16 protein-coding genes are annotated in these 19,186 nt (G+C 68.0%); 6 read left to right on the forward strand and 10 right to left on the reverse strand.

Going from position 1 to position 19,186, the window contains the following annotated elements:
- Nucleotides 1-110: 110 nt before the first annotated feature.
- Entirely contained in the window at nucleotides 111-650 is a 540-nt protein-coding gene (gene ahpD / locus D5S18_RS30325) for an alkylhydroperoxidase, AhpD family (protein ID WP_120044561.1), read from the reverse strand.
- Between the two features lie 57 nt (nucleotides 651-707).
- Nucleotides 708-1,295 carry a peroxiredoxin gene (locus D5S18_RS30330; RefSeq protein ID WP_120044562.1) on the reverse strand — a complete coding sequence of 196 codons (588 nt, stop codon included), beginning with the start codon at nucleotides 1,293-1,295 and terminating at the stop codon, nucleotides 708-710.
- Nucleotides 1,296-1,398: 103 nt separating this feature from the next.
- On the opposite strand from D5S18_RS30330, the gene D5S18_RS30335 reads away from it, so the two are divergent.
- Both D5S18_RS30335 and D5S18_RS30340 read left to right on the forward strand, forming a co-directional pair.
- Nucleotides 1,399-2,319: a hydrogen peroxide-inducible genes activator gene (locus D5S18_RS30335; RefSeq protein ID WP_120044563.1), complete on the forward strand. Its 921-nt coding sequence runs from the start codon at nucleotides 1,399-1,401 to the stop codon at nucleotides 2,317-2,319.
- Nucleotides 2,316-2,717 (forward strand): gamma-glutamylcyclotransferase family protein, encoded by a 402-nt coding sequence (locus D5S18_RS30340; RefSeq protein ID WP_120044564.1) that lies wholly within the window; start codon nucleotides 2,316-2,318, stop codon nucleotides 2,715-2,717. Before D5S18_RS30335 ends, D5S18_RS30340 begins: the two co-directional genes overlap by 4 nt.
- Nucleotide 2,718: 1 nt before the next feature.
- Here D5S18_RS30340 and D5S18_RS30345 read toward each other — a convergent pair whose 3' ends face one another.
- The 6 genes from D5S18_RS30345 to D5S18_RS30370 form a co-directional block, all read right to left on the reverse strand.
- On the reverse strand, nucleotides 2,719-3,963 hold the full coding sequence (locus D5S18_RS30345) for an MFS transporter (protein ID WP_120044594.1): 1,245 nt from the start codon (nucleotides 3,961-3,963) through the stop codon (nucleotides 2,719-2,721).
- A gap of 123 nt (nucleotides 3,964-4,086) precedes the next feature.
- Nucleotides 4,087-4,407 (reverse strand): hypothetical protein, encoded by a 321-nt coding sequence (locus D5S18_RS30350; protein WP_120044565.1) that lies wholly within the window; start codon nucleotides 4,405-4,407, stop codon nucleotides 4,087-4,089.
- 186 nt (nucleotides 4,408-4,593) lie between these two features.
- Nucleotides 4,594-5,796: an adenosylmethionine decarboxylase gene (gene speD / locus D5S18_RS30355; RefSeq protein ID WP_120044566.1), complete on the reverse strand. Its 1,203-nt coding sequence runs from the start codon at nucleotides 5,794-5,796 to the stop codon at nucleotides 4,594-4,596.
- An 8-nt stretch (nucleotides 5,797-5,804) separates the two neighbouring features.
- Nucleotides 5,805-6,905, reverse strand: coding sequence for a type III PLP-dependent enzyme (locus D5S18_RS30360; RefSeq protein ID WP_120044567.1), 1,101 nt, complete (start codon nucleotides 6,903-6,905; stop codon nucleotides 5,805-5,807).
- A 167-nt stretch (nucleotides 6,906-7,072) separates the two neighbouring features.
- Complete coding sequence (locus tag D5S18_RS30365; RefSeq protein ID WP_120044568.1) at nucleotides 7,073-9,571, reverse strand: DEAD/DEAH box helicase; 2,499 nt, start codon at nucleotides 9,569-9,571, stop codon at nucleotides 7,073-7,075.
- Nucleotides 9,572-9,650: 79 nt separating this feature from the next.
- Nucleotides 9,651-10,604 (reverse strand): PAC2 family protein, encoded by a 954-nt coding sequence (locus D5S18_RS30370; protein ID WP_120044569.1) that lies wholly within the window; start codon nucleotides 10,602-10,604, stop codon nucleotides 9,651-9,653.
- 271 nt (nucleotides 10,605-10,875) lie between these two features.
- On the opposite strand from D5S18_RS30370, the gene D5S18_RS30375 reads away from it, so the two are divergent.
- Complete coding sequence (locus tag D5S18_RS30375) at nucleotides 10,876-11,598, forward strand: sensor domain-containing protein (RefSeq protein WP_239004096.1); 723 nt, start codon at nucleotides 10,876-10,878, stop codon at nucleotides 11,596-11,598.
- A gap of 155 nt (nucleotides 11,599-11,753) precedes the next feature.
- Entirely contained in the window at nucleotides 11,754-13,181 is a 1,428-nt protein-coding gene (locus tag D5S18_RS30380) for a DUF4192 domain-containing protein (protein ID WP_120044571.1), read from the forward strand.
- 29 nt (nucleotides 13,182-13,210) lie between these two features.
- Here the strand turns inward: D5S18_RS30380 and galE are convergent, their stop codons facing one another.
- Together galE and D5S18_RS30390 are read right to left on the reverse strand one after the other, a co-directional pair.
- Nucleotides 13,211-14,194, reverse strand: coding sequence for a UDP-glucose 4-epimerase GalE (gene galE, locus D5S18_RS30385; protein ID WP_120044572.1), 984 nt, complete (start codon nucleotides 14,192-14,194; stop codon nucleotides 13,211-13,213).
- 3 nt (nucleotides 14,195-14,197) lie between these two features.
- Nucleotides 14,198-14,884, reverse strand: a complete 687-nt coding sequence (locus tag D5S18_RS30390) for an iron-dependent transcriptional repressor DtxR (protein WP_120044573.1) — start codon at nucleotides 14,882-14,884, stop codon at nucleotides 14,198-14,200.
- 141 nt (nucleotides 14,885-15,025) lie between these two features.
- Between D5S18_RS30390 and D5S18_RS30395 the strand changes: the two genes are divergently transcribed.
- Nucleotides 15,026-16,252 (forward strand): acetoin utilization protein AcuC, encoded by a 1,227-nt coding sequence (locus tag D5S18_RS30395; RefSeq protein ID WP_120044574.1) that lies wholly within the window; start codon nucleotides 15,026-15,028, stop codon nucleotides 16,250-16,252.
- The gene (locus D5S18_RS30400; protein WP_439651192.1) at nucleotides 16,245-19,076 is read left to right on the forward strand and encodes a bifunctional acetate--CoA ligase family protein/GNAT family N-acetyltransferase; all 2,832 of its coding nucleotides are present in this window, start codon (nucleotides 16,245-16,247) and stop codon (nucleotides 19,074-19,076) included. Before D5S18_RS30395 ends, D5S18_RS30400 begins: the two co-directional genes overlap by 8 nt.
- Nucleotides 19,077-19,186 lie beyond the last annotated feature (110 nt).

Genomic DNA, 19,186 nt, shown 5'->3' on the forward strand with positions numbered 1-19,186 from the left:
TTTTCGGCTCGGCAGGGGTGAATGGTCCGGCTGCCGGAACTCTGTCCGGTCGGTGAATTCGAAACGGCCCCTATCCGGAATGGATAGGGGCCGAATCGATTTCGTTCGGATCAGACCGCCGCGCTCGCGAGAGCCTCGGTGGACTGCACGGCCTGACCCACGCCCGCCACAATGCCCGCGGTGCGCAGCGCCTCGAAGATCACCTCGCGCGACACACCCGCGTCGCGCAGTTCCTTCTCGTGGGCGACCAGGCAGTGCTGGCAGCCGTTGACCGCCGACACCGCGAGCGACCACAACTCGAAATCGTTCTTGTCCACACCGGGATTGCCGATGATATTCATCCGCAGCCCGACCCGCAGATCGTCGTAGCGGCCGCCGAGGAAGGAGCGACTGCGGTAGAACACATTGTTCATCGCGCAGATGGAGGCCGCGCCGAGCGCGGCGTTGTACGCCTGCTCGGACAGGATATCGGCCGCCTCCTCGGCGATCTCGCGCAGTGTACCCGCCGAGCGGGTGGCCGCGGCCGCCGCCAGCAGGACGCCCCACAGCTGCTGCTCGTTCAGCACGGTGGTGCGTGCGATCGAGGACAGATTGAGCTTGAGGTCCTTGGCGTACTCGGGCAATGAGTTCTTCAGGTTCTCAATGCTCATACTGGACGATTCCTCTTCTCTCTGGCCAGAATCCGGGTCGGCCGGATTCTCGGCGGGTCAGACGCTCGCGGCCAGCAGTTCGCCCGCGTTGATGGTCGGGTCGCCCTTCTTCCAGTTGCAGGCGCACAGCTCGTCGGACTGCAGCGCGTCGAGCACCCGCAGCACCTCGTCCACATTGCGGCCCACCGAACCCGCGGTGACCGAGACGAACTGGATCTCGTTGTTCGGGTCCACGATGAAGGTGGCCCGGTCGGCGACGCCGTCGGAGTTGAGAACGCCGGTGGCGGCGACCAATTCGCGCTTGAGATCGGAGACCATCGGGAAGGGGAGGGTCTTGAGGTCCTCGTGCTGGGCGCGCCACTGGAAGTGCACGAACTCGTTGTCCACCGAGACGCCGAGCACCTGGGCGTCGCGGTCGGCGAATTCCTCGTTGAGCTTGCCGAAGGCGGCGATCTCGGTCGGGCAGACGAAGGTGAAGTCCTTCGGCCAGAAGAACACGATGCGCCACTTGCCCGCGTGATCGTCGCTGGTGATTTGCGTGAAGTAGTCCTCGGGCTGCTGAGCGTCGACCTTCGACAGATCGCCGCCGATCACGGCGGTGAGGTTGTATGCCGGGAATTGGTCGCCGATGGTCAGCAGTGCCATGCTCGTCTCCTCGTCATGTTCGGTTAGCTGGAAAGCTCCACGGTGATCTTGCCGGACCGGGTGCTGAAAGGTAAAGGTGATTGGTCGCACTAGACTGATAGGCGTGACTGATCAAACTTATCAGCCCACCCTGTCACAGCTGCGTGCGTTCGTATCGATCGCGGAATACCGTCACTTCGGGACCGCGGCGACCCGGCTCGGTGTGAGCCAGCCCACGTTATCGCAGGGACTGGCCGCCCTGGAGCACGGGTTGGGACTGCGGCTCATCGAACGCAGCACCCGGCGGGTTCTGGTCACCGCCGCCGGAAAAAGGTTGCTGCCGCAGGCAATAGCCACACTCGAGGCGGCGGACCGATTCATGGCCTCGGCCTCGGGCGACGGACTCGGCGGCACCCTGCGCCTGGGTATCATCCCGACGGTAGCTCCCTATGTGCTGCCCCGGCTGCTGCCCGCCCTGCGCGAGCGGGTGCCCGCGCTGATCCCGCAGGTCATCGAGGATCGCACCGCACACCTGCTGGACGGACTGCGCACCGGACTGCTCGACGTGGCGCTGCTCGCACTGCCGACCGCGACCCACGGTTTGCTCGAGATCCCGCTCTATACCGAGGAATTCGTGCTCGTCACCCCGCGCGGACATGCGCTGGCGGGCCGCCGCGACCTCGCGCCCGCCGCCCTGGAATCCCTACCGCTGCTACTGCTGGACGAGGGCCACTGCCTGCGCGATCAAACCCTCGAGCTCTGTCGCGGGGCCGAGGTGCATCCGGCCGCCGTCGGCGATACCCGCGCCACCTCGCTGACCACCGTCGTGCAGTGTGTCGCGGGCGGTCTCGGTCTGACCCTGATCCCGGAGATGGCGGTCGCCAGCGAAACCGCGCGCGGCACACTGGATACCGCCCACTTCGCGGTGCCCGCCCCCGGTCGCACCCTCGGCCTGGTCTTCCGCGCCTCCACCGCCCGCCGTGATGACTTCACCCGATTGGCCGACATCATCCGCGAACACCGTCCCGCCGGAGCCACTGCATGAATCCCGAGCAGCGGCATCCGCTATTCGCCTACGGCACCCTGCGATTCCCGCAGGTGCTGACCGGACTGCTCGGTCGCCACCCGGCCGCGACGCCGGTATCGGCGCCGGGGTGGCGCGCGGCCGAACTGCCCGGCCGGGTCTACCCCGGTCTGGTTCCCGACGCGGACGCCACCACCTCGGGCATCCTGCTCACCGACCTCACCGCCGACGAATGGCGTGTGCTCGACGCCTTCGAGGACGCCGAATACGTCCTGCGCACGGTGCCGGTGACGCCGGGGGATCGCCTCGCGTCGGCCTACGTCTGGACTGCCGAATACTCCGAGACGACTTGGCGCGCCGAGGAATTCGCCGCCACGCGACTGGCCGCCTTCCTGCGCCGCCAGGTGGAATCCGACTGAATCAGTCGAGCGCGCGCCGACCCGTCACCGGACCCCATACCCAGATCAGGGCCGTCATCAGCGTCAGGGCGGCGGTGATGATCGCGAACACCGGACCCGACCCGTGACCGTCGAGGATGGGCAGCAGCACGAACGGCAGCACCGCCGTGCTGACCTTCGACAGCGAGTAGGTCACACCGGAGGCGGTGCCGCGCACCGAAGTCGGGAAGGACTCCGGCAGATAGGCGTGCAGTGCGTCGGAGAACACATTGCTGGCCAAGGTGAAACAGCCGCCCGCGAACAGGATGAGCGGCACCGAGGTGGCAAACCCGAACAGCAGACCGAAGACGGCCATCAGCATGCCCGTCACCATCACCAGATATTTGCGCTCCACCCGCTCCATGAGTGGGACCGCGATCAACGAGCCGAGCGGATAACCCAGATACGTCACCGCCAGATAGCTGAGCGAGGTGACGACTGCGAAACCCTTGGCCTGCAACACCAGAACGGCCAGCGTCCCGAAACCGTAGTAGCCGAACACCTCCAGGATCATCACGGCCGAGAACAGCGCGGTGCGACCGGTATACGGCGCGCGCACGATCGCCGTGAAGGGTGCGGCCGCCTGCGCCCCCTGCGCGCGCCGGGCCAGCCACTTCGGCGACTCCGGCATCTGCCTGCGCGCTACGACCACCACCGCGGCGCCGAGTCCGCCGATCACGAACAACCAGCGCCACCCGTCCATACCCAAGGGCCGCAACGGAACCAACCACTTCGCCAGGAATCCGACGCACGGCACGGCGCAGAAGCCGATCGTGTACGCCAAGGCGATCATCCGTCCGCGCACCTGCGCGGGCATCACCTCGGACAGGTAGGTGTCCGACACCGTCATCTCCGCGCCGATGCCCAGACCCGCCAGGAAGCGAGTCGCCATGAGGAACACCACATTCGGGCTGAACGCGCCCAGCAGCGTGAACCCCGAATACAGCGCGATATTCACCAGGAACATGCGGCGACGGCCGAAGACATCCGAAAGCCTGCCGATGGTGATCGCGCCCAGGAACTGACCGACGAAGGCCGAGGCCAGGATTCCGCTCAACTCGAAGGTCGACAGGTGCAACTGCTGCTTGAGCACGCCGGTGATGGTGCCCGCCAAGAACAATTCGTAGAGATCGAAGAACAAGCCGAATCCGACCAGAACGACGAGTTTACGATGAATAGGTCGGACCGGCAGCTCGTCCAGCCGCAGGTCATCCACTGAACCAGCCATCCGCACATGCTCGGCGATGACGGCGGCAACGGCAACTCGGGTCGCCAACTCTGAAGACAATCTTAGGAATGCCCCCACCGCGCCGAAACCGTGCCATCGGCTCCGCAACACCGAAAGTCGATGTCAACCAAGCCATTTCAACAGCACCATCACACCGACGTTGACCAGTGCGCCGATCGCCGCGACATCGGCCCCGAGGGTGGTGCGCTGATCGGCCACCTCGAAGGTGTGTCGCTGCTCGGCCATTTTGGCCTCATAGGTGAAGGATCCGGATTCGTCGGCACAGGAGGTGCCCGGCAGCATCGGTGTCGCACCGCAATTGGGGACGCGATTCGGATCCGCCGTCGACCCGAACAGCCCAAGCGCCAACACGACCAAGCCGATGAGGGCCGCCATGGCGGCCACGGTCCGCAGCGTCGGCAGCACACCACCCGAACCGGTCATCGCGCCCCCCGTTCTCCTCGGATTCGTCGGCTGAAATCATGGTGCGCCTTCGGCTTACGATCCGTCCCGGATTCGGCGACACGTCGCAGGGGTCGTTCGGTTCGGTCGGCCATCGCCCACGTGATACGCGAAACGCACCGTCTCCCAAGGATTTCCCGAGGGGGACGGTGCGTTCCGCAGCAGTCGCTACACGCGCAGCGCGTGCGGCTCGATCGCGCCGCGCACCAGGGCGCGGGCGTCGATCGTCTCCGGGCGGTAGGGGAGCACGGCCAAGCGATCCGTCATCGCCGCGACCGGGTCATCGATCCGCTCATTGAGCCCGAACAGGAACGTCCACTCGTGCTCGTCGCTGCCGTACTGGACGACAGTGCCGAACTGCTCGTGGAATCTGGCCCACGACCGCTTCAGGGTTTCGTTGCGCCACATGGTGGCACAACCCGCCTGCGCGGTCAGCACGCCGCCCGGCGCCAGCAGCGCGCGACAGCGGGACAGGAACTCCGACTCGTAGAGGCGATTGTGCTGTGCCTCCTCGACCCGCTCATCGGGCAGATCGATCACGACGACGTCGTAGCGCGTCCCGTTCTCGGCCGCCTTGGCCAGGAAATCCCAGCCATCGGCGTAATGCACCTTCACCGGACCCTCGCCCTTCACGGCCAGCGTCAGCTCATCGCTGGTGTAGCCGTAGGGCAGATGTTCGGCACACAGCTCCACCTCGAGCTGATCGATATCGACATGATCGACGTGGGAAGCCCCCGCCGCCACCGACATCTGACTCGCGACACCCTCACCGGAACCGATGATGAGCACCCGCTCCAACTTCTCGGCGAGCACGAAGGCCGGAACCATCATGGCCTCGTGATAGGTGACCTGGGAGAACTCGGTGGACTGGCGGTCGTCATCGGAGAACAGGCTCACACCCTGGTCGGTCCGCGCGATCACCATGTGCTGGAACGGGGTGTTCGTATCGACGATCACCTCGTGCAGATCCCAGATGCGGGTCAGACCCGCACCCACCGGCTCCTCGATCTTCGTCGACCCGTGGCCGCGCTTGATCACCTGCATACGCACATCGCCCGGATTCAGCCGCTCGCGCAGCAGATCGACAGCTTTCGTCGCACCCGCGCCAATACTGCCGCAGGTGAAGACGTCGACGAAAATGTCGCCGGACTCCGGATAAGTGTGAATCGAGGCGTGGGACTCCGACAACAGCGCGAGGACGGTCACCCCCTGCGGATCGAACTTTTTATGTACGACATCGCAGATGGTGACACCCGCACCGATCAGAGCTTCACGCAACGCCGATTCGAGTCGTTCGAGATCGTCGCAAAGGGCTGCGTCGACACCACCGAACTCGGCCAGCACATGCCAGCCGGTGAATTCCGCCGTCATGGGCAAACTCACTCTCGCTCAGCGCCCGAGACATGAACGGTCAAGGGCGGAAAACCATTGAATGACACCGACGAATAGCTCGCGGTATAGGCGCCGGTGTCGAGAATCTGTACTCGATCGCCGGCTCGCAGCGTGGTCGGCAGAAGGACTTGCGTGCGTTGATACAGTACATCGTCTCCGTCGCAGGTCGGACCGGCCACCACTGCCTCGTCTACCGGATCTCCGTCACGTTCGGTGCGGAAACGGTAGGCGATGTATTCGTTCTCGGTCTCGGCCATGCCGTTGTAGCGGCCGATATCGAGATATATCCAGCGCCGCCCATCGGGGGCGGCGCGCACGCCGATGACCTCGGCATGGATCGTGCCCGCCGAACCCACGAGCGCACGGCCGGGCTCGACAACGAGTCCGGCGGTCTCGGGCAGGTATTCGGCGGCGGCGTCGGCGATGACCGGCGCGAGAACATCGAGTCCGGGAGCCCGATCGGCATACGAAATCGGAAGGCCCCCACCGATATTCACCGATGCTACCGGAATTCCCTTGTCCGCCAAGCCCTCAGCGATCCGACCGGCCTGCTCGATGCCGATCCGCCAAGCGGCGGGATCGGTCTGCTGGGAGCCGACATGGAAGTAAGGGCCGCCCACGCGCAGGCCGAGATCGCGAGCGCGCACCAGCAGCCGCAGCGCGTCGGTGGGCGTACAACCGAACTTCGCGCCGAAAGGCGTGGTGGATTGCGGGGCCGCCGACAGGAAGCGGCACTCCACCTCCGCACCCGGCGCGTGCTCGGCGATGCGCAGCAGGTCGTCCTCGGTGTCGAAGGCGTAGCGGCGCACCCCTCGCGCGAAGGCATGCGCGATATCACGCGCCTTCTTGATCGGGTTGCCGTAGCACAATCGCTCGGGTGCGACACCCAACCCGAGACACTGCTCGATCTCACCGACGCTGGCCACATCGAACTCCGCGCCCTCGGCGGCGAGCAGTTCGATGATCTCCGACACCGGACTTGCCTTGACCGCGAAGCGGATTCGGGCCGACGGGAGCGCGGCGCGCAGCGCGCGGTAATTCTCGCGAACACGAGCCAAGTCGATGACGAGGTACGGGGATTCGGGCATGGTTGATCTTTCACGTGGGGCAGCAGCGGGGGAGAGAGTATCAGCGGCCCCTACCCAGATACGAATCCGTCAAACCACGTATCCGGCGGCGGGGCGCACGACCCGCGACCGCGGTGTCACGAGCCGGTGACCCCGCGCACGGCGGGGTCGCATCCGGCGGGAACGGATCAGCCTGCGTTCACAGCGATATCGTCGAAGACGACTTCACCCGCGGCATCCGATTCGGCGAGGTCGATGTCGGCGTCGAAGGACCAACCGTGGTCGTTCGACGGGTCATCGAGCACCTGCCGCACCCGCCAGAAGCCGGGTCTTCGCTCCACCTGGAACAGCTGCGGTCCGCGCGCGTCCGGACCGCAGCCGATCGAGTCGTATTCGGCGAAATAGGGTGCGAGTTCGGCGGCCCAGTCGGGCCCCGGACTCAGTTCGGCCAGCTCGTCCCAGCGGCGACGCGCCGCCAACTCGACCCGGCGGAACAGGGCATTGCGCACCATGACGCGGAAGGCGCGCTCATTGGCGGTGATCGGGCGCACCGCCTCGGCCCCGAAGGCAACCTGGTCGCTATCGGACTCCGCGCCAGGATTGGTCAACTGCTCCCACTCGTCGAGCAGGCTCGAATCCACCTGCCGGACAAGCTCGCCCAGCCACTCGGTGATGTCGTCGAGCTCCTCGGTGCGGGCGGCGTCGGGCACCGTGCGGCGCAGCGCGCGATACGCGTCGGCCAGATAGCGCAACACCACACCTTCCGAGCGGGCCAGCTCGTAATGCGAGATCAGTTCGGCGAAGGTCATGGCGCGCTCGATCATCTCGCGCACCACCGACTTCGGCGCGGGCGCGAACTCCGACACCCACGGATGTCCGGCCCGGTAGGTCTCGAACGCGGGCTCGATCAGCTCGGCCAGCGGTTTGGGCCAGCTGACCTCCTCGAGCAACTCCATACGCTCGTCGTAGTCGATCCCCTCGGCCTTCATCTCGGCGATCGCCGCACCGCGCGCCCGATGCTGCTGGGCCATCAGCAGCTGGCGCGGATCCTCCAGGGTGGATTCGATGAGGGACACCACATCCAGGGTATAGCTCGGCGCATCCCGATCGAGCAGATCCAGCGCCGCGAGGGCGAAGGGGGACAGGGGTTGATCGAGCGCGAAATCGCGCTGCAGATCCACCGTCAAGCGGGCTCGGCGGCCCTGGGAGTCCGGTTCGGCGAGCTGCTGGACCACACCCGCGTCGCGCAGCGCCCGATACAGCCGGATCGCGCGCAGAATATGCCTGCGCTGCGCCGGACGCGGCTCGTGATTGTCCTCCAGCAGATGCCGCATGGCGTCGAAACAGTTGCCGGGGCGGGCGATCACATTGAGCAGCATCGAATTCGTCACTGTGAACCGCGACACCATCGGCTCCGGCTGCGCCGCGACCAGCCTGTCGAAGGTCTCCTCGCTCCAGGAGACGAAACCCTCCGGCGGTTTGCGCCGCTGCACCTTGCGCTGCTTCTTCGGATCGTCGCCCGCCTTGGCGAGCAACCGGGCGTTCTCCACCTCGTGCTCGGGCGCCTGCACCACCACGGTGCCCATGGTATCGAAACCCGCGCGCCCCGCACGGCCCGCGATCTGATGGAATTCGCGGGCCTTGAGCCTGCGCGTGCGCACCCCGTCGAACTTCGTGAGCCCCGTCAGCAGCACCGTGCGAATCGGCACATTGATACCCACCCCGAGGGTGTCGGTGCCGCACACCACCTTCAGCAGCCCCTCCTGCGCCAATCGCTCCACCAACCTGCGGTATTTCGGCAACATCCCGGCGTGGTGCACGCCGATGCCGTGCCGGATCAGCCGCGAGAGCGTCTTGCCGAAACCCGAAGCGAAACGGAATTCGCCGATGGCCGAGGCGATCGCGTCCTTTTCCGCACGCGAAGCGAAGTTCACGCTGGTCAGCGCCTGTGCGCGCTCCAGGGCCGCCGCCTGGGTGAAATGCACGACATACACCGGCGCGAGGCTGGTGGTGACCAGGTCTTCCAGCGTCTCGGTGATAGGGGTGCGCACATAGGAGAAAATCAACGGCACCGGACGCTGCGAACCCGCCACGATCGCGGTCGGATTTCCGGTGCGCCGCTCCAGATCCGTCTTGAAGAAATCGACCTCACCCAAAGTGGCCGACATCAAAAGGAATTGGGCGCGCGGCAATTCGAGCAGCGGCACCTGCCAGGCCCAACCGCGATCCGGATCGGCATAGAAATGGAACTCGTCCATCACCACCTGGCCGACCTCGGCGGCCGCGCCCTCGCGCAGTGCCAGATTCGCCAGGATCTCCGCGGTCGCGCAGATGATCGGGGCATCCGGATTGACCGCCGCGTCACCCGTCACCATGCCGACCCGCTCCGGGCCGAACACCTCGCACAGCGCGAAGAACTTCTCCGAGACCAACGCCTTGATCGGGGCGGTGTAATAGCTGCGCAGCCCCCGCGTCAGCGCGAAAAGGTGCGCGCCGACCGCGACGAGAGACTTCCCGCTGCCCGTCGGGGTGGCCAGGATGACATTGGACCCCGAGGCCAACTCCAGCACCGCCTCGTCCTGCGCGGGATACAGCGGCGTGCCCTGCTCGGCGGCCCACATGCCGAACGACTCGTAGAGCGCGTCGACATCTGTCCCCGGAATCTCCAGCAGCTCGGTCAGATCCACTCCGACAAGGTTACGGCGTGGGCGCGGACGCGTTCACCTCGGCAGTCCGGCGCGGGGCCGGGCGGGGCTCAGGCCCTGCCTACCGCTGCTCGCCGGACTCACCGCCGAAGCCGCCGTCGTAGCCGCCCTGCTCGGCGAGGAAACGCTCGAACTCCGCACCCAACTCCTCACCGCTGGGCAACTCGCCATCGCCGACCAGCAGACTGGACTGCTTCTCCTGAGCCGTCACGAAGCTGTCGTACTGGCGCTCCAGCGCGTGCACCACCGTCTCCACCTCGGAATTGCCCGCGATGTGCTCATTGACCTGCTCGCGCACCCTGGCCGCCGCCTCGCCGAGCGCGGCCAGCGGCAACTCCAGGCCCGCGTTGTCGGCCACATGCTCCAGCAGCGTCTGCGCGGCCTCCGGATAGGCCGTCTGCGCCAGATAGTGCGGCACGTGCACCGAGAATCCGACCGATTCGTGGCCGTGCTGCGCCATCCGGAACTCCAACAGCGAGGACGCGCTACCCGGCACCTGCAACTCGCCCGGCCAACGCTGATGCTCGGAGATCAGATCCCGATCCGAGGAGTGCGCGGTGATGCCCAACGGACGGGTATGCGGAATCGCCATCGGAATGGCGCTCAACCCGATGGTGCGGCGCACACCCAACTGCTCGGCCAGCAGCCGGACCGCCGTGGTGAACTTCTCCCACCGCAGATCCGGCTCCAACCCGGCCAGCAGCAGGAACGGGGTGCCCGCCGTATCGCGCAGCGCCCACAGATTCAGCTCGGGCTCGGCATAGTCGGCGAAATGATCCGTCTTGAACGTCATCTGCGGCCGGCGCGAGCGATAGTCGAGCAGCTCGTCCACATCGAACGAGGCGACCAGCTCCGACTCCAGGCTCTCGCGTAGATGGGTGGTGGCCAAGCGCACGGCGTGCCCCGCGTCGGTGAAGCCCTCCAGCCCGTGCACCAGCACCGGACCCGCGCCGTCGTCGGACGCCAACTGCGGAGCGGGGAACTCCAGTTCGTACATTCGCGACTCGTAGTCCATCGCGTGCTCCTTCCTGCGCGGTACACCCGGATAACGCCAGGGCGAATACTCCGGCGGCACCACCGTCCATTGTCCCCCATGGCGGCGACCTCCCCGCGCACGGCCGGACACCGACCAATACGTTCGGCAACAGCGCGGGCAGCGCACGCATTCCCGCAGCGCGCCCGGCGAAACGGATTTTCCGCGGCGGACTGGCCGCACCCGACTTCCCGCACCGGAGATTGCGGCGTGGCGGCGCCGACGGATATCGGGAGTTTGGCACAGTGGAGGCGTGACTGTGCCCATTTCGACGCGCCGGGGTCCCGGCGGGGGCGTGTCGACACGCGCGACGGGCGCGCTGCTGGCGATCTGCGCCATCGGATTGGCGGGCTGCGGCTCGGAGGTCTCCGGACATCCGGTCACCGCGGCCACCAGACATATTGGCGCCCAACTCGGTTCACTACTGCCCGCCGACGCGGACTACCCGGCGAACTACGGCGGCGGTTTGACGCTGCCACCGGAAGCCGCGGCACTGGCCACGGGCGACCTGGCGGGCGCGGGGCGCGGGGCCATCGTCACACCCGCCGGTTGCGCACCGCCGGAACAACAGTCCGGTCCCGATCGGACGGCCGTGGCCGTGGCGAACGACAACGTCGCCCGCGCCACCCTCACCGTGGTCTTGACCCGCACGGATAAACCCTTGTCGGCGTGGCGATCCCAGTTGCGGCAGTGCAAATCGTTCCGCGTCGACAAGGCGGGCGCGAAATCCACCGTGACGACCACGCTCGATCCGTCGCCCCCGGCGGATGCCGAGGACACCCTGGCCTTCCGGCGCACCGTCGCTCCGGAGGTGAGCCTGCCCGGCGTGGCCGCCACCATGCAGACCTCGGCGGGCCAGATCGGCGATGTGCGAATCTCGGTGGCCTATATGACGTTCGAGGGGCGCAAACCCGATACCGAGGCGCTGAACGCGCTGTTCACCGCGGCCTTGGCGAAGGTCGGGCGCGCGGCCTGAGCTCGACCCATCGAGCGTGGCGAGAATACCAGCCGGTCTGGCCCGCGTTCCCGGCCCGCGCCCGAGTTACCCACAGCGCGAGCGCTTTCCACAGGACAGCCGAATCCACTGGTCGTCGCGATCGATCGCACAGTAGGGGCGAGCACACTCGACCCATGACGACTCCCGCCTCCGCCGAACTCCGCTCCGCAGGGCCATCCGCCGGCCCGAGCGCATCTCCCGCGCTCCGCGCGGCGCCGTCCGAATCCCGCCCGCAGACCCGCGGATTCGGGCCGCGCGGAGTCGGGCTGGGAGGAGTCGGGCTGGGAGGATTCGGGCTGCGCGACGCGGGATGTTCCGCGCGGGAAGCGCCCCCGCCGTACCGCGCCCGCATCGCGCGCCACGCAGCGGGTGCGCGCTCGGCCTGTGCCGAGGGGGCACCGCGATTCGGGGCGCGGATTCCGCCGGGAGCGGTGCACATCCACAATCCGGGCGACCTGATCGCGGCCATGCCCGCGCTGGTGGGCTTCCCACCGGAGCGGTCGCTGATCATCGCCGTTCTGTGCCAGACAGCCGAATCGGGTTCGGCCGGTGCGGCGAGCCCGGTCGATGGGCCGGGTCCTGTGGAGGAGCCGGAGCTGATAGATGCCGTGGCGCGCTTCGATCTCGACCAGCCGCAGGGGAGTCTGCGCGCCGATATGGTCGCCCCGTACGTGGTGCAGGTGTGCGCGGGCGTCGGCGCGGCCCGTGTCCTGGCCATCCTGGTGGACGACAGGGGCGTCGTCCCGTTGGACGAGCGTCGAAGTCGTTCCGGTAGAGGCCCTTTCGGCGCACTGGCGCGGTCGCTGCGCCGTGAGCTCGCCGCCGATGAGATCGAGGTGGCCGACGCCTGGGCGGTATCGGCCTGCGAGCCGGGGCAGGTGTGGTGGAGTCTGCTCGGCCCGCGTCGCCACGGCATCCTGCCCGATCCGACCGCGTCGGCGGTGGCCATGTCGCAGGTGCTCGACGGCCGCCCGATCCGCCGCTCCCGCAGTGAGCTCACCGATCTGGTGGCCACCGACTCGCGCAGGCAGGCCGAGGTCGCCGCCCGGCTGGCGGAGGTGGGGGCCGCCGCAGGCGCCCGGTTCGAGCAGGCCGTCCGCCGCGGCGACCCCAACAGCTACAGCCGCTGCGCCCTCCAATACGTCCTGCGACAGATCGAAGGTATGGCGGTCGGATCCGAGCCCGACCCCTCCGAACTCGCGGAACTCGTTGCCGCACTGCGCGATCCCACCGTGCGCGACGCCATGTTCGCCCTCCCCGCCGGGGAGTACGCCGAGGCCGCCGAACGCCTCTGGATCACCCTGACCCAAACCACCGACGGGCCGGACCGCGCCGAGGCGGCCGCGCTGCTCGGCTACCACGCCTACACCAGGGGCGACGGCCCCTTGGCGGGCGTCGCCCTCCAGGCCGCGCGCGCCGCCGCCCCCGGCCATCCGATGGCCCAACTCCTGGAGACCTCGCTCTATATGGGCCTGCGCCCCGCACACCTGAAGCGCCTCGTCCGCTGCGGCTACGAGGCCGCCCTGGACCTGGGCATCAACCTCCGGCGCACCCGCTCATGATGGGCGCCATGGCGCGGCCGTTCGCGGGCCTACTGCTGGGCGGCGTGGGCGCGGGAGCCGAGACCCCGCAGGTATTCCCAGGCGTCGGCGACGATTTCGTCGAGGTCGGTGTGCTCGGGCTGCCAGCCCAGTTCGGCGACGGCGCGGGCACTGGAGGCGATGAGGGTGGCCGGATCGCCCGGCCGCCGGGGCGCCTCCACGGTCGGGATGGGCAGCCCGGTCACCCGACGGCAGGCGGAGATGACTTCGCGGACCGAGAATCCCGCACCGCTACCGAGATTGAAGAGGCGATGCGTCCCCGCCTCGGCAGTGTTCAGCGCCAGCAGATGGGCCAGAGCCAGGTCACGAATGTGGATGTAATCGCGTACGGCCGTGCCGTCGGCGGTCGGCCAGTCGGTGCCGAAGATCGAGATGGATTTGCGGTAGCCGGCGGCCACCTGGAGTACCAGCGGAATGAGATGCGTCTCCACCACCCGGTTCTCACCGAGACCGGCATACGCGCCCGCCACATTGAAGTAGCGCAGGCTGGTCGCGGCCAGACCGTGCGCGACGGCATAGGAGGTGATGGCGTGGTCGATGGCCAGTTTGGAGGCGCCGTACGGATTGGTCGGGCGGGTGGGCTCCTCCTCGGTGATCGGCACCCGCTGCGGCTCGCCGTACACCGCGGCGGTGGAGGAGAACACCAATCGGCCGACGCCCGCCGCGCGCATGGCCTCCAGCAGGGTCAGCGTCTTCACCACATTGCCGTGCCAGTACTTCTCCGGCTGCTCCACCGATTCGCCCACCAGCGACATGGCCGCGAAATGCAGGACACCGTCGAAGGTTTCGGCGGCCAGCAGCCGCGGCGCCACCTCGGCGATATCGCCCTCGACGAATCGCGCGCCCAGAGGCACGCCATCGGCATTGCCGGTCGAGAGATCGTCCACCACCACAACCTCGTGCCCGCTCTCCAGCAGGACCTTCGCGCAGACACCACCCACGTAGCCCGCGCCACCCGTAACCAGAAGTCGCACGCCTCAGACCAGTTTCACTTGGACGGCATGCGCCATCTCGTCGGACAGTTCGAATCCGGAATGACCGGGGACGGTAATGACCACGGCACCCGGCTTGGTCGCCACCGTGACGCGCGCGTCGGGCACCACACCCGCCTCGCGCAATTGGCCGATCACATCCGGATCGGTCTGAATGTGCTCGGCGAGGCGGCGCACCACCACCGCGTGGGTATGCCCGGCGGGCAGATCCGAGAGGCGGACCAACTTCTCCTCGACGGGCGATACCGGGACAACGCCCAATTCGTCCAGACCCGGAATCGGATTGCCATAGGGGGAGGTGGTGGGGTGGTTGAGCACCTCGACCAGGCGGCGCTCGACATCCTCGCTCATGACGTGCTCCCAGCGGCACGCCTCGGCATGGACGTTCTGCCAATCCAATCCGATGATGTCGACCAGCAGCCGCTCGGCGAGGCGGTGTTTGCGCATCACCGCGACGGCCATACCGCGGCCCTTCTCGGTGAGCTCGAGGTGGCGATCTCCGGCGACCAGCAGCAATCCGTCGCGCTCCATCCGCGCGACGGTTTGGCTGACCGTCGGGCCGCTCTGCTCCAGCCGCTCGGCAATGCGAGCGCGCAGGGGCACAACACCCTCCTCCTCGAGGTCGTAGATGGTACGGAGATACATCTCCGTGGTGTCGACCAGATCCTTCACCTTTTACCCCTTCGTCGTGCACGAATTCTACCTAGGCCCACCGACACCGCCGCGCGTCGGACTGGCGTGCGCACCACCGGACTCTTTCTACTGCATGACAACGGTGCGTGGGGGCGCAAACTTCCCGCTAGCGTTACCGATATGGCCACCGCGCGACGCGAATCGGGGGCGGTCGTCTGGACCGACCGCTTCCTCGACTACTCCTGGACCCCGGAGCACCCGATGAAACCGGTGCGTCTGAAGTTCACCATGGCCCTGGCGAAAAGTCTGGGATTGCTCGACGGTGTCGAGCTGCTCACCCCGGCCGCCGCAGGCACCGCCGATCTGCTGCGGGTGCATACCTCCGAATATATCGAGGCCGTCGGCCGTGTCCGCCCGCCGGAGGGTGCGCCGGGCTACGGCATTGTCGCACCGGACAATCCGCCGTTCCCGCATATGCACGAAGCGGCGTCGGTGCTGGTCGGCGGCACCCTGGCCGCCGCACGCGAGATCGCCGAGGGGCGCGCTCGGCGCGCGGTGAGCATCGCGGGCGGCATGCACCACGCCATGGCGGGGCATGCGGCCGGATTCTGCGTGTACAACGATGCGGCGGTGGCCATTTCGTGGCTGCTCGACCACGGCTTCGACCGCATCGCCTACGTCGATGTCGACGTGCACCACGGCGACGGCGTGCAGCGCGCCTTCTATGCCGATCCGAGGGTGCTCACGGTCTCGCTGCACCAGCATCCGGCCACCCTGTGGCCGAATACCGGCTGGCCGGAGGAGATCGGCTGCGACGCGGCCGAGGGCACCTCGATCAATCTGCCGCTGCCGCCGGGGACCGGAGATGCCCAGTGGCTGCGCGCATTCCACGCCGTGGCGCCCGGCGCGCTGGCCGCCTTCCGCCCGCAGTTGGTGGTCAGCCAATGCGGCGTGGATTCGCACCGCGAGGATCCGCTGGCCGACTTCGAACTCACCGTAGACGGTCAGCGCGCCGCCTTCCTGGCCATGCGCGAACTGGCCGATACCTATGCCGACGGGCGCTGGCTCGCGGTGGGCGGAGGCGGGTACGGGCTACTGCGAGTGGTGCCTCGAGCCTGGACCCATCTGCTCGCCATCGCCCTGGACCGACCGATCCCCACCGAAACGGTGATCCCACAGGACTGGCTCGACCAGGTCGCGGCAGTCGCGCCCGCGCTGACGCCCCCGCGAACGATGGGCGACGGTGGTGATATTGCCTACCGTCGCTGGGATGGTCCGGGCGGCACCGGGGAGACTGGGGACGTGCGGCTCGACCGCGCGCAACGCGCCATCGATACGGCCATCTTGGCCACCCGCCGGGCCACCTTCGGGTTGCTGGGCCTGGATCCGGAGGACCCCCGTGACTGATTCGACCCCGGTCGCTCCGGACAGTTCCGCTTCGGCCGGTTCGGCCGCTCCGGCCAGATCGACTCCAGCGGCCCCGGCCGGTTCGGCCGGTTCGACCCCAGCCGCTCCTGCGGGTTTGACCCCGGTCGCTCCGGTTTCCGCCGGGGTCGCTCCGCCGGTCCCGGATTCGCCGCACACCCCGGCGGTGCCGCCTCCTCCGCCGCAGCACTGGTTGGCCGATGTGCTCGCCTCCGATGGCGGTGTGGTCCGTTTGCGCGCGATCACCCCCGACGACGCCGAGCGTTTGCAACAATTCCACGCCGCGCTCTCCGACCGCACCCGCTATCTGCGCTACTTCGGTCCCTACCCGCGTATCTCACCGAAGGACCTGTACCGGTCCACCCATGTGGATCACCGCGATCGGGTGGGTCTGGTCCTGGAACTGGGGGAGTCGATCATCGCGGTCGGCCGTTACGAACTGCTGGATCGTCCCGGTCCGCGCGCGGCCGAGGTCGCCTTCGTGGTCGCCGACGAACATCAGGGCCGCGGGCTCGGCTCGGTCCTGCTCGAACATCTGGCCGGCGCGGCGGCCGAGAACGATATCGCCCATTTCGTCGCCGAGGTGCTCGCGGAGAACACGGTGATGGTCACCGTCTTCCGCGATGCGGGCTACCAGGTCGAACGCAGCAGGGACGGTTCGGTGCTGCATCTGGAATTCGCCATCGACCCCACCGAAGCCCTGCTGTCGGTGCGGGATTCGCGCGAGCGGGCCTCGGAGGCGCGCAGCGTCGGCAATCTGCTGCGACCGGGTTCAGTGGCGGTGATCGGCGCCACCCCCGCGCCGGGTCGCGTCGGCGGCACGGTATTGGCGAATCTGCTGTCCGGGGTGTTCCAGGGGCCGGTCTACCCGGTGAATCCGAATCGCAAATCGGTGCGCGGCGTGCGGGCCTACGCCACGGTGCGCGATATCCCGGACGAGGTCGACCTGGCCGTGGTCGCGGTGCCGCCGGGCGCGATCGCCTCGGTGCTCGACGACTGCCTGGCCAAGGGCGTCAAAGGTCTGGTCGTGCTCACGGCGGGGTTCAGCGAGACCGGTGCGGGCGGCGCCGCCCGCGAACGCGAATTGATCACCGCCGCACGGGGACACGGGATGCGGGTGGTCGGGCCGAGCGCCCTCGGCATCGCCAATACCGATCCCGAGGTCGCGCTCAACGCCACCCTCGCCTCGGTGCTGCCGGGCCGGGGTCGGATCGGCTTCTTCTGCCAGTCGGGTCCGCTGGGCGCGGCCATCCTCGGCGAGGCGGCGGCCCGCAATCTCGGCCTGTCCACCTTCGTCTCGGCGGGCAACCGCGCCGACGTCTCGGGCAACGACCTGCTCCAGTACTGGGATACCGCACCCGACACCGATGTGGTGCTGCTCTACCTGGAGAGCTTCGGCAATCCGCGCAAGTTCTCCCGGATAGCCAGGCGGGTGGCGCGCACCAAACCCATTGTGGCGGTGAGCAGCGGCCGGATGGCGGGCAATGCCACACCGGGCGATATGGACCGCACGATCGTGCGCGACCTGTTCGCCCAAGCGGGCATCGTCCAGGTGGATTCGATCTCCGAACTGTTCGACTGCGCGGCGCTGCTGGCCTATCAGCCGCTGCCCGGTGGATCCCGGCTCGGTGTCATCGGCAATAGCGCCGCGTTGAACTGGCTGGCCATGGATGCGGCGCGCGGCGAGGGGCTGCGGGTGCACGAGCCGGTCAATCTCGGCCCCCAGGCCACGCCGGGCGCCTACTTCGACGCGGTCCTCGCGGCGCTGCGCGATCCCGAGATCGACGCGCTGATCGTGGTTTTCGCACCGCCGGTGCCGGTAGCGGTGGCCGGATTCGCCGATGCCATCCGCAGCGCCACCGCCGCCGTGCCCGCGGCGGACAAGCCCATCCTCACCACCTTCGTCGCCGAACAGGGCATCCCGAATCTGCTCGCGGTGCGCGGACCAGGCGGTGGCACCGCGCGCGGTTCGATTCCGTCCTATCCCGATCCCGAACGCGCCGCCCGCGCCCTGGCCAAGGTGTGGCGCTACGCCGAGTGGCGCACCAAACCGATCTCCGCCGTGGTGCGTCCCGAGGGCATCGATGCCGAGCGGGCGCGCGGCTTGGTGGCGGATTGGACGCGCGACGGCGGTGGCCGCTGGCTGTCGGATCTGGAAACGGTGGAACTGCTGTCCTGCTACGGAATTCGGGTGGTGGAATTCCGTGAGGTGCGCACCGCCGACGAGGCGGTGGCCGCCGCCGAGGAACTGGGATATCCGGTCGCGGCCAAGGCCACGGGCCAATTGTGGCGCAGCAGACCGGATCTCGGCGGCGTCCGGCTCGACCTGTGGCGGCCCTCCGCGGTGCGGCAGGCCTACACCGACCTGGTGGAGATCTCCGGCGACCAGGTACTGCATATCCAGCGCATGGCTACCAAAGGCGTCGGCTGCGTACTGCGCGTTCAGGACGATCCGTCCTTCGGTTCGGTCATCGAGTTCGGGCTGTCCGGGATGATCATCGAACTGCTCGGCGATCGCGCCTATCGGGCGCTGCCGCTCACCGCCGACGAGGCGGTGGCGCTCATCGATGCTCCGCGCGCCGCGCCGCTGCTCTCGGGCACCGCCGTCAGTCCGCGCGTCGACAAGGCGGCACTGGCCGAACTGGCACAGCGCATTTCGGCACTGGTGGACGATATCCCGGAACTGCGCGAGGTCTCGTTCGACCCGGTCCTCGCCTCGCCCGCCTCCGCCGAGATCCTGTACGCGCGGGCGCGCATCGGTCCCGAGCCGAGCCGCTTCGACACCGGTCCCCGTCGATTGGGGTAGGCCCTGTGTCGGGCCTGGCTCCGTTGCGGACACGGCCGTGCCCGCCAGGGGCCGCGCCGACTATTCCCACCGGTGGCGGCGATTTCGGGGTGGCCGAGAGGGCCGGGTAC

Origin of the sequence: Nocardia panacis (assembly GCF_003598715.1) — a bacterium.
Lineage (GTDB): Bacteria > Actinomycetota > Actinomycetes > Mycobacteriales > Mycobacteriaceae > Nocardia > Nocardia panacis.

Excerpts from the sequence above, each read along its gene's own strand:
- ahpD (WP_120044561.1), bottom strand. The coding sequence starts at position 650 with ATGAGCATTGAGAACCTGAAGAACTCATTGCCCGAGTACGCCAAGGAC.
- D5S18_RS30330 (WP_120044562.1), bottom strand. The coding sequence starts at position 1,295 with ATGGCACTGCTGACCATCGGCGACCAATTCCCGGCATACAACCTCACC.
- D5S18_RS30340 (WP_120044564.1), top strand. The coding sequence starts at position 2,316 with ATGAATCCCGAGCAGCGGCATCCGCTATTCGCCTACGGCACCCTGCGA.
- D5S18_RS30345 (WP_120044594.1), bottom strand. The coding sequence starts at position 3,963 with ATGGCTGGTTCAGTGGATGACCTGCGGCTGGACGAGCTGCCGGTCCGA.
- D5S18_RS30350 (WP_120044565.1), bottom strand. The coding sequence starts at position 4,407 with ATGACCGGTTCGGGTGGTGTGCTGCCGACGCTGCGGACCGTGGCCGCC.
- speD (WP_120044566.1), bottom strand. The coding sequence starts at position 5,796 with ATGACGGCGGAATTCACCGGCTGGCATGTGCTGGCCGAGTTCGGTGGT.
- D5S18_RS30360 (WP_120044567.1), bottom strand. The coding sequence starts at position 6,905 with ATGCCCGAATCCCCGTACCTCGTCATCGACTTGGCTCGTGTTCGCGAG.
- D5S18_RS30370 (WP_120044569.1), bottom strand. The coding sequence starts at position 10,604 with ATGGACTACGAGTCGCGAATGTACGAACTGGAGTTCCCCGCTCCGCAG.
- D5S18_RS30380 (WP_120044571.1), top strand. The coding sequence starts at position 11,754 with ATGACGACTCCCGCCTCCGCCGAACTCCGCTCCGCAGGGCCATCCGCC.
- D5S18_RS30395 (WP_120044574.1), top strand. The coding sequence starts at position 15,026 with ATGGCCACCGCGCGACGCGAATCGGGGGCGGTCGTCTGGACCGACCGC.